Genomic DNA, 10,481 nt, shown 5'->3' with positions numbered 1-10,481 from the left:
GATATATCCGATTAGCATATTATGGCCGCTGCTTTTAGAAGCTATTCCGGACGGTAAAGCTCGTATGACTGCTATTTTTACTTCGGCTAGATTGATTTTAACGGCATTTGGGTTGCAATTAGTAGGATTTTTACGGTACTTTTACCCCTCTTGGCATTACTATATCCATTGTTACGCTATTTGGGTTAGTAACATTACCTAAATTATTTAAGTACGATAAAGCCTTTGAGGTTTCTAGTAACGTGTAGATGTCTTTACTTCATCAATTGTGTCGTCATTGCGAGGAAAAACTGTAAGTTTTGACTAAGCAATCTCAGGAATTTGTTATTATTTCATAAGATTGCCACGCAGCCTACGGCTGCTCACAATGATAAAAAAGCTGATTCACGCAGGAATAACCTAGAAACGGATGTAAGAAAAAATAAAAAAATGATCAATAACAATTTTATCTTCAAGATAGCTTTCAGATATTTTAGAGCTAAGAAAAACGAAAAATTTGTTTCTATTATTTCTGCCTTTTCGTTAGTAGGCGTAATGATCGGCGTTGCAGCATTAATAGTAGTCATGTCCGTTATGAACGGTTTTCATATAGAGCTTACTAAAAATATTATCGGGTTAAATGGGGATATAGTAATAAATCGGCAAGGTGGTAGTATTGATAACTATGAAGAGATTAAAGCTAAACTCCTAAAACAAGATTATGTAAAGCATGTAACATTCATTGCCCACGGTCAAGCTTTGGCTCTTGGTAAAAATAATAATAGCGGTGTACTTGTTAAAGGTATGAAATTAAAGGATCTAAGTTTAAGAAATGAAATTTTTAAAAATGTAAATTTTGGTAGTTTTGATAATTTTCACGGCAAAAACGTAATAGCACTCGGAGAACAATTAGCAAGCAATTTAGGCGTAACCGTTGGGGATAAGATTAGATTAATTTCACCGAATTCAGTTTCTACCGCCTTTGGCAGTATGCCAAGATCAAAAGAATTTAAAGTTATCGCAATTTTCAATAGCGGTATGTATGATTATGATTTGACAACGATATTAATGCCGCTTACCGCAGCACAAAATTTCTTATCTCTTGGCAACGATATTAATTTAATCGAAATTAATAGTCTAGATCCCGATAAAGCTCTCGCATATTCATATAAAATACAATCATTATTAGGTCCAAACTTATATGTATTTAATTGGCAAACCTTAAATTCGCAATTTTTAAGCGCTCTTGCTGTTGAGCGTACGGCTATGTTTACTATTCTATCTTTAATTATTACGGTTGCCGCCTTTAATATTATTTCAAGCTTATTTATGCTTGTTAAAGATAAAGCTTCAGATATTGCAATTCTTAGAACTATGGGAGCAAGCACTAAGCAAATAATGCTTATTTTTATCTATAACGGAATGTTTATAGGATTGCTTGGCACAACACTAGGTGTAATCCTTGGGGTTACCTTTTCTTATAATATTCAAACTATCAAGAATTATTTGGAGCGTATAACCGGTACTAAAATTTTCGAGGCAGCTATTTATTTTCTTTATAGTTTACCTTCAAAAGTAAGAGCTGAGGACATTATTTTAATTACCTCTTTATCTATAATATTGTGTTTTCTTGCAACAATTTATCCTTCTTATAGAGCCTCAAAATTAAATCCCGTGGATGCCCTAAGATATGAATAATACAGTACTCATTTTAAAAAATATCTCAAAACATTACAGCCAAGGCAAAACTATTGTTAGAGTACTAGATGATCTTAATCTAACGGTTAATGAAGGTGAATTAATCGCTATAATAGGTTCTTCAGGTAGCGGCAAATCAACTTTACTACATATTGCCGGCTTACTTGATAAACCTACAAACGGTCAAGTCATCATACCAAATAGCAAGTATCAAAAATATCATCTCATTCGTCTTCATTATTTAGGTTTTATCTATCAACAACATCACTTACTTAAAGATTTTACCGCTCTTGAAAATGTTATTATGCCAAGACTTATTAGCGGTCTTGATCAAAAAGAAGCAATAGAAGATGCAACAAAGATATTAGATGATTTAAGGCTTGGGGAAAAACTCTATAATATGCCCGGAGAATTATCGGGAGGAGAACAACAACGGGTCGCTATAGCTCGGAGCTTAATTAATAAGCCGAAAATTATTTTAGCAGATGAACCGACAGGTAATTTAGATCCCAAAACCACAAATGAAGTATTAAATTTATTTTTAAAAGTAGCAAGAGAACAAAATACCGCAGTTATTATGGTAACACATAACCATGAGTTAGCACATAAAATGGATAAATTATATAAGCTAAAGCATGGATTATTAAATATAGCTTGATTTAAAGCTCAAAAATTTTAATAATTATATTAGATTCTGTGAAAATTTCTAAAAAGATTTAATTTTGGCTCTTTTTTGCTGCAAATTATAAGATTTTTTTGAAATAGGAGTAGCTATTCCTGCAAAAATCTTATTAATTTTCGCTAAAAAATATCTCAAAATATTAAATCAATTAGAAATTTTCACAGAATCTAATATTCTTTTAATAAAGGTTAGTAATGGCTGAGCCTATTATATTTACTCTTTTACTCGGAGATAAAGATCGGATATTAGAGAAAATAAACAAGCAGGAAACTCAAAATAAACTGCCTATTATCCGGCTAGAAGTTAATAAAGCATCACATATATCCGATAAAGAACGTATTTTTTCGGAGATCTTACAAGAATCCCACGAAAAGGGCAAAACACCGATTTTTAATATTCAACTTAATAATAATAATGTAAAACCAATTTTTCGGGTACAAGATTTAATTAATTCACAAAATTTAAATATAAAAACTACTATTACTTTTGATCAATATAATTCATTACCCCAAAATTCTGAACTAGAAGCTTATTGGAAGCAAATTATGGAAAAAGTTGATCATGTTTTTTTTACAAATGAAGCAGATCAAAATTTAGCTATAGCCGATGGTATAGTATCAAAAGATAAAACCACTACAATTACGTATATAAGTTTAGTAACATCTGTTTTTAACAATCTTGTATATGATCGCAAAATTGATCAATTACTTTCCGGTACAATACCTAATAAAGAAAAGTTAGATAAAATAATAAAAAATGCTAAAAATCAAGGCGGTAGAGTGATTATAGAAACTTGGCCTCTTTCTGCAGACGAAGCAATAAATCTCATCACTGCTAAATTCGGTATTACCTCTGAAGATCAAATTTACGGATTGAAACTCAAAATTAATAAAATCTTAAAAGATCCAAATAATGCTGCTGAAAATTTTAAAAAATATGTATTACAAATATCCAGGCAATTTCAAAAAGATTTAGGTAAAGCTGAGATAAATCCTATTGACTTTAATTTTAATACAAAGAAAGTTATGAATGATAGCCCTAAGGATATACAAGTAGAACAAACAACATCATATGAACCTCCAAAAGAAAACCAACCACAACCGTAAGGTTTTTTTAGAAGAGTTTTTAACTATTTTAAAGATATAGTAACTAGTTTTAAAGAAGCAATATTCGACAAAAAAGAAGAACGTAAAACTCAAGTAACTCCAACTACGGAAGCAAAGCCGACAATAACAGAAGAATCACTAACTACTGTTGCATCTTCTATAACTCAACCGCAACAACACGTTTCTAAAAGCTCTCCGGTTATAGGTTCAAGTCAAAAGCAGCAAGATAAGCTATTTGGTATGACAGAACAAGACTATAAAGCGATGAGGGCTGCTAGTACTACTTTGCACCATGATAATCCAAGTAATAATATTAATGATTTTAAATATGATCTTTCACAAGAAGATCTAAATAACATAAAAAAACCTGAATATTGGTATACTGAAAATGATATTGTAAATATCTTGACGGCAGCGTTAGATGACAAAAAAGTTTCAATACAACCGGCTATAACTTTAGCAAATACAGTAGTTAAGGAAGAAATGCTTAGAGATCTTACCATAAAAGGCGAAGAGAAAGAGAGAGCCTTAGCAGAAATTCAAGAGACAAAAGCAATGTTTAAAGATGCTCCGGAATTAGAACGAAACAACGTTTTAAAAGACCTTGAGGCTAGAGAAAAAATAATTACTCTACCGGATGAGGAACGTGAAAAACAGAGTAATGCACTATTAAAAGAAGCAGAATAAACAAAAAATTAACACAGATATTTTAAATAGAGCTGCTAAAGATATACAAGAAAATGGGAAAGAATGTGCAGTGATACCGATAGAGATGGGTACCGGACATTGGTGTAATTTATTTATGACTCATAGTAAAGAAGATAATCAAACTATTATAACTTTTAATGATTCTTTCGGGCATCCTATAGGTAGTAATAATAATATATTACCTGATACAATAAATAAAGCATTTGAAAATAAAAGACCTCTGCTTGTTATTGATGAACAAATCAAGCAGCAAAATAATAATTTTGATTGTGGTCCTTACTCCGTGGAGACTATGATTAGAAAAGCAAGCGGCAAGCCAATTCTTACTGAGAGCGAAGCTTTGAATAAAGGACCGGAGTTAAGAGAAAAGCATGCACAGGTCGTTATCGATAAACAGCAAGAGCGGCAAGCTAAAACTCAATTATCTAATAGTTGGACTAGTAAACAGCAACAAGAGAGCAAAGGCAGTAATCAACTTAGACATTAAAACTTATTTTAAACAATTGTAGACTCTTTAATAAATATATCCCATCCTAATCCGCTAAAACTTGACGTTAGTGACTTATCACCTTTCGAAGCTGCTGAAAAGATTTTGGAGCATGTAGAGAATATTACTAGAAGTTACAAGAAAGAGCTATGATATATGAAAAACTTTTTAAAATATTTACTTACAATTTTTCTATTAACTTTTACAACTCAATCATTGGCTAATAAATATCTTTCTAAAGCTGATAATTTGTTTGGAATGAGTAAATTTGATTTATAGCATAGGCAATTAAGATAGTGATATTAATAAAAGGATATGGTAAAGTAATTAGAAAATAGTTATGCCAAGTCCATATTCATATGATTTAAGAAAGGGAGTGATTCAATATATTGAGTCAGGGAAAAGAATAATAGAAGCAAGTCAAGTATTTAATATCAGCCGTAAAGTAATATATGATTGGAAGAAATTAAAGAAAGAAACAGGAGATGTTCAATTAAAAACTGGCTATCAAAAAGGGCATAGTCATAAAATAACAGATATGGAAGGATTTAAAAAATTTTTGGAATCTAATAAAGATAAAAGCAGTCGAGAGCTAGCCATCTTGTATCCTAGTAAAGTGTCAGCAAGAACTATAATAAACATGATTAGAAAAGTTGGTTACAGCTATAAAAAAACTTTTCTTCATCCCAAAAGAAATCATAAATTAAGAAATGAGTTTATAGAAAAGATAACCACCATAGACAAAGATAAACTAGTGTTTTTGGATGAATCAGGAATAGAAGATAATGCGTGTCGAGAACATGGCTGGAGCCCAAAAGGAGAAAGATGTTATGGTGAAAAAGTTTATCAGCACAAACACAGAATTAGTATGATTGCTGGCCTATTTAATAGCAATATTGTAGCACCTCTAATATTTGAAGGCAATTGTAATAAAGCTATTTTTGAGACGTATGTCAAGGATATACTCATTAAAGAATTAAGGGCAGGACAAGTCGTAGTAATGGATAATATTAATTTTCATAAAAACTCTAAGGTAAAAGAATTAATTGAATCGGTAGGGGCAAGTATTTTATTCCTTCCTACTTTGCAGTAGTTGACATTTGATCTTACATTTAATAAAAATGACGTATTAAAAATACAGATAAAAAAAATGGAAGGTCATAATGAACTTAAATCAAAAAATAATAAAGCCAAAATTAGGATTACTTGAATTAGCTAAGAGCCTTGGTAGCATATCATCAGCATGTAAAGCGATGGGATATAGTAGAGATAGTTATTACAGATTTAAAGAACTGTACGCAACTGGTGGCGAAGAAGCATTGTATGAAATTAGTCGAAGAAAGCCAATAATAGCGAATAGAGTTGATCCATTGATAGAGAAGGCAGTAATGGATATGGCAATAGAATATCCAGCATATGGTCAGCTAAGAGTATCAAATGAGCTTAAGAAGAGCGGTATACTTGTATCACCTGGAGGAGTGAGATCAATTTGGTTACGTAATGATTTAAACAATATCAGTAAAAGGCTTAAAGCATTAGAAGCAAAGATGGCTCAGGATGGTATTGTTCTTACTGAAGCTCAGTTACAAGTACTAGAGAAGCGTCGTAATGAAAAAGAAGCTCATGGAGAAATTGCAACACAGCATCCAGGTTATTTAGGATGTCAGGATACGTACTATGTAGGAAATTTTAAAGGTATAGGTAAGGTTTATTCTCAGGTATTTATTGATAGTTATACTAGGGTAGCGGATGCTAAACTATATACTGATAAAACAGCTATTACTGCTGCTGATATGCTTAATGACCGCGTGTTACCATGGTACGAGGCTCAAGGGATACCAATATTTCGTATTCTTACAGATCGTGGATCAGAATATAAGGGAAATATAGAGCATCACGCTTTTGAGTTATTTCTTAGCATAGAAGGTATAGAACATACTACAACTAAGGCATATGCTCCCCAAACAAACGGTATGTGTGAGCGTTTTAATAAAACCATGAAACAAGAATTCTTTGATACAACGATGCGGAAAAAGATTTATACCGAACTTGATGATTTACAATTAGATCTTGATATTTGGTTAGAGCATTTCAATAATGAAAGACCTCATTCCGGTAAATATTGTTATGGGAAAACTCCTATGCAAACTTTTAAGGATAGTAAGAAATTAGCTGTTGAAAAGAATAATGAAATCTTGTATCTTGAATATTCCTCTGACAGTCAAAACTTAACTGACAATCAGGTGCAAAATTTGAGTCTTTTGCAATGATTGTGTAAATTTGAGCAGGGCCTATATTTAATATAACAAAAATATAGGAGACGAAAATGCAATTAGAAAAGAATAAAAAAATAAACGAAGCAATAGACTTATTAGTAGAAGGAGGAGCAGATTTAAAGAGAGTACTTGGTCAAGATGGATTAATAAAAGAGCTAAGTAAGGGTATTCTGGAGAGGGCATTGCAAGCTGAGATGTCTGAACATTTAGGATATAGTAAGTATGGTAGGAAAGAGAGTGAGAATGCTAGGAATGGGAATTTTAGTAAGAATGTAACCACAGAGAATGGAGCTATAGAGTTAAATATTCCACGAGATAGAACTGGTAAATTTGAGCCAATGATTGTAGGTAAGAAGCAGACTAGAATTGATGGTTTAGATCAGAAGATAATATCACTATATGCTAAAGGGATGAGTTTATCTGATATACGTATTCAGCTACAAGAGTTATACGGTGCAGAAATTAGTGAAAGTTTAATTAGTAGAATTACAGATGAAGTGATTGATGAGGTTAGAATATGGCAGAGTCGTCCTCTTGAGAGCATATATCCTATAGTATATTTTGATTGTTTAGTAGTTAAAGTAAGACAAGATAAGCAGATAATTAATAAATCAGTATATGTTGCATTAGGAATAGATTTACATGGAAGAAAAGATATTTTAGGATTATGGATCAGTGAGAATGAAGGAGCTAAGTTCTGGCTTAATAATTTTACTGAATTAAAGAATCGAGGAGTCAAGGATATACTAATTGCCTGTAGCGATAATCTGAGTGGCATGTCTGAAGCGATTTTAGCAGTATATCCAAAAACAGAGCATCAACTTTGTATAGTACATCAAATTAGAAATAGCCTATTGTATGTATCTTATAAGGATAGAGAAAAGCATTAGCGGCGGATTTAAGGCTTATTTATAGCTCTAGTACTGAAGATGAAGCACATCTTGCTTTTTAGAAGCTTTTGATAAGAAATGGAGTAAACAATATACGCATATTGCTAAATTATGGTATAATAATTGGGAGAATTTGATAATTTTCTTGCAATATCCAGATAGTATTCGTAAGATAATTTATACCACAAATGCTATAGAATCACTGAATAGTCAACTGCGAAAAGTTACAAAAAATAAACACGTCTTTCCTAATGATGATGCGGTATTTAAGATTTTATATCTGACAATTGATTATATTACAAAAAATGGACTATGTCAGTACCAAATTGGAACGAGGCCATGGCTCATTTTTTGATAAAATTTGAAGGGAGAGGGGGTGTCAGAAAGTTTGTGTAAGTTATAAAAATAGTTAAGAATAAAATTAATTAAAACAACTTACATGAGGCTAATATGAAGAATAAGAGTAAAGTATCAAATCCGACTATAGAAAAAGTAGTATCAGAAATACTATCACAAAGTGATCCATCTGAGATATTTGGCAAAGAAGGAATATTTCAGGAAATTAAAAAGCAGATAGTAAATAAGATTTTAGAAAAAGAAATGGAATCTCATATAGGTTATGAGAAGCATTCTAAGAATACCAAGGAGTCAGATAATAGACGTAATGGCAATTATGAAAAGACTCTAATAGATTCCGAGGGTCGTAAATTGATAGTAGAAGTGCCAAGGGATCGGGAAGGAGAATTTGAACCTCAACTAATTCCAAAAGGAGTAAGGAGATTTGAAGGATTTGATGATAAAGTAATATCTTTATATGCTAGGGGAATGACTATTCGAGAAATACAAGGGCACTTAGAAGAACTATATGCCACCAAAGTATCATCTGAGTTAATATCAAAGGTAACTGATGGCATTTTAGAGGAAGTTACCGCGTGGCAGAATAGAGCACTTGATAGTGTATATCCTATAATGTAGATTGTTATTCATGTAGCAAGAGGACAATCATATTAATAATAAATAAAGCAGTTTATCTAGCTATTGGCGTGAATATAGAAGGCAAGAAGGAACTATTAGGTATTTGGATAGGCAAGAATGAAGGATCTAAATTTTGGGATGCAAGTAGTAACAGAACTGAAGAATCGTGGTGTAGAACAAATATATGTTGCGTGTGTTGATGGTCTTAAAGGTTTTCCAGAAGCAATAAATAGCATTTTCCCAAAAACCACAGTACAACTGTGTATTGTTCATATGGTAAGAAACTCTGTAAAATACGTATCATATAAAGATTTAAAATTGGTAACAGCTGATTTAAAGGCAGTTTATTCTGCAATAAATGAAGCAGAGGGATTAAGAGAATTACAAAATTTTGCTAAAAAATGGGATGAAAAATATCCAGTTATTTTTGATATATGGCAGAGAAATTGGTCTGGAATAGCTCCGTTCTTTAGCTTTCCGGAAGACATTAGAAAGGCGATTTACACTACTAATGCTATTGAATCAACTAACCGTCAAATTCGTAAAATTATAAAAAATAAGGGGGTATTTCCAGATGATAAATCGATTCAGAAAATAATCTTTTTAGCATTGACAAATGCTTCTAAAAAATGGACAATGCCTATTAAGAATTGGGCCATGGCTTTAAATCAATTTGCTATACTTTGTGATACTAAATTTACAAAATTGGGCAAATGGAGAAATCGTACTTACACAAAAAATCTGACAGACCCAAGGGATTTTAATGGTCTTGCCAAAATGTACACAATCAATTCAACAGAGCCCCAAATTTATAGTGTCTGTAAGATCAAATCTTGACTTCTACACCTACTTACAGTCCTGACCTTAATCCTATAGAACATTATTGGTTTAAAATTAAACATCAAATTAGAAAAGATACTAGTAACTTTACATATTTTTTTGATGCTGTTTATCACATATTACAAAAAGTAACTACCTTACCTGCTTAAGCTATATTCCTTAACTTTCTTGGATTTGTGGTAACTAGCATTGTCACAGATTAAATATATTCTTTCCTTGTCACTATTCTCCTCTTCCAACCTTTGTAGAAAATTAACTATCTGCTCCCCATTTATTTTGGGGTTCTCTGTCCTTACTAACTGTAAATCAGCTAGGTTAATAGCACCAATCATGTGCTTTCTTCTCCAGCCACTGAATGTCGGTAAGGTCTTATTTTGGTTCTTTCTTATCCAACCACACCTTGCCCTTGCTTGATACTGAGGATGAACACCATCCATAAAATATATGGCTTCCTTATCTCTAAGATTCCCTTTTAGTAAACTGTAGTTTAACTTAAATAATTCTTGCTTGTCAAAATCCAGTTTAGCCGCTACTACTTTCGGCTTCTTGTACACAAATCCCAGTTTGTATAGTAATTTTGTTACTCCCGTTATCGTATATGTCACACCATATTTGTTCTCAATGTGATGCATGATATCTTTAGCATAAACATAATTATTTACTTCTAGGTGACTCACTAATTCTGCCCTCTCACCATCACTTAATTTGCTTGTGCTACCTCCATTATTGGTAAAGCTTATTGGCTTTTTGATAATCAACAATGTGTTTTCTTATCGCTTCATGGCTCAAGAGTAGTACCTTAGCAATCTCTACATTACTATACCCATCCATACATCAAAA

General features: G+C 32.1%; 7 protein-coding genes and 5 pseudogenes. 11 read left to right on the top strand and 1 reads right to left on the bottom strand.

The annotated features are described in order from the left end of the window. The 11 genes and pseudogenes from REIS_RS00745 to REIS_RS11810 form a co-directional block, all read left to right on the top strand. A pseudogene (locus tag REIS_RS00745) lies at positions 1-248 on the top strand (MFS transporter); the annotation flags it as partial. Positions 249-429: 181 nt separating this feature from the next. Further along, positions 430-1,677 (top strand): lipoprotein-releasing ABC transporter permease subunit, encoded by a 1,248-nt coding sequence (locus tag REIS_RS00740; RefSeq protein ID WP_037214368.1) that lies wholly within the window; start codon positions 430-432, stop codon positions 1,675-1,677. Beyond that, positions 1,670-2,335: an ABC transporter ATP-binding protein gene (locus tag REIS_RS00735; protein ID WP_008579343.1), complete on the top strand. Its 666-nt coding sequence runs from the start codon at positions 1,670-1,672 to the stop codon at positions 2,333-2,335. The genes REIS_RS00740 and REIS_RS00735 overlap by 8 nt, the downstream gene beginning before the upstream one ends. Before the next feature lie 218 nt (positions 2,336-2,553). Further along, positions 2,554-3,706 (top strand): annotated as a pseudogene (locus tag REIS_RS13890) (hypothetical protein); the annotation flags it as partial. Next, positions 3,706-4,152: a hypothetical protein gene (locus REIS_RS16770; RefSeq protein ID WP_371256180.1), complete on the top strand. Its 447-nt coding sequence runs from the start codon at positions 3,706-3,708 to the stop codon at positions 4,150-4,152. The pseudogene REIS_RS13890 and the gene REIS_RS16770, both read left to right, overlap by 1 nt. Positions 4,153-4,159: 7 nt before the next feature. Beyond that, positions 4,160-4,660, top strand: coding sequence for a Ulp1 family isopeptidase (locus REIS_RS13885; protein ID WP_152540755.1), 501 nt, complete (start codon positions 4,160-4,162; stop codon positions 4,658-4,660). 340 nt (positions 4,661-5,000) lie between these two features. After that, the gene (locus REIS_RS11815) at positions 5,001-5,753 is read left to right on the top strand and encodes an IS630 family transposase (protein ID WP_008579340.1); all 753 of its coding nucleotides are present in this window, start codon (positions 5,001-5,003) and stop codon (positions 5,751-5,753) included. Positions 5,754-5,823: 70 nt separating this feature from the next. Continuing rightward, complete coding sequence (locus REIS_RS00715) at positions 5,824-6,930, top strand: IS481 family transposase (protein ID WP_008579339.1); 1,107 nt, start codon at positions 5,824-5,826, stop codon at positions 6,928-6,930. Positions 6,931-6,986: 56 nt separating this feature from the next. After that, positions 6,987-8,222, top strand: a pseudogene (locus REIS_RS00710) (IS256 family transposase). Positions 8,223-8,276: 54 nt separating this feature from the next. Continuing rightward, positions 8,277-9,482, top strand: a pseudogene (locus REIS_RS00705) (IS256 family transposase); the annotation flags it as partial. Between the two features lie 164 nt (positions 9,483-9,646). Beyond that, positions 9,647-9,790 (top strand): annotated as a pseudogene (locus tag REIS_RS11810) (transposase); the annotation flags it as partial. Here REIS_RS11810 and REIS_RS00695 read toward each other — a convergent pair. Then, positions 9,779-10,402 (bottom strand): IS630 family transposase, encoded by a 624-nt coding sequence (locus REIS_RS00695; protein ID WP_008579333.1) that lies wholly within the window; start codon positions 10,400-10,402, stop codon positions 9,779-9,781. The pseudogene REIS_RS11810 and the gene REIS_RS00695 overlap by 12 nt on opposite strands. Positions 10,403-10,481: the final 79 nt, after the last annotated feature.

The organism is Rickettsia endosymbiont of Ixodes scapularis, from assembly GCF_000160735.1.
Lineage (GTDB): Bacteria > Pseudomonadota > Alphaproteobacteria > Rickettsiales > Rickettsiaceae > Rickettsia > Rickettsia tamurae.
This window is presented reverse-complemented; position numbering and strand designations above follow the sequence as displayed.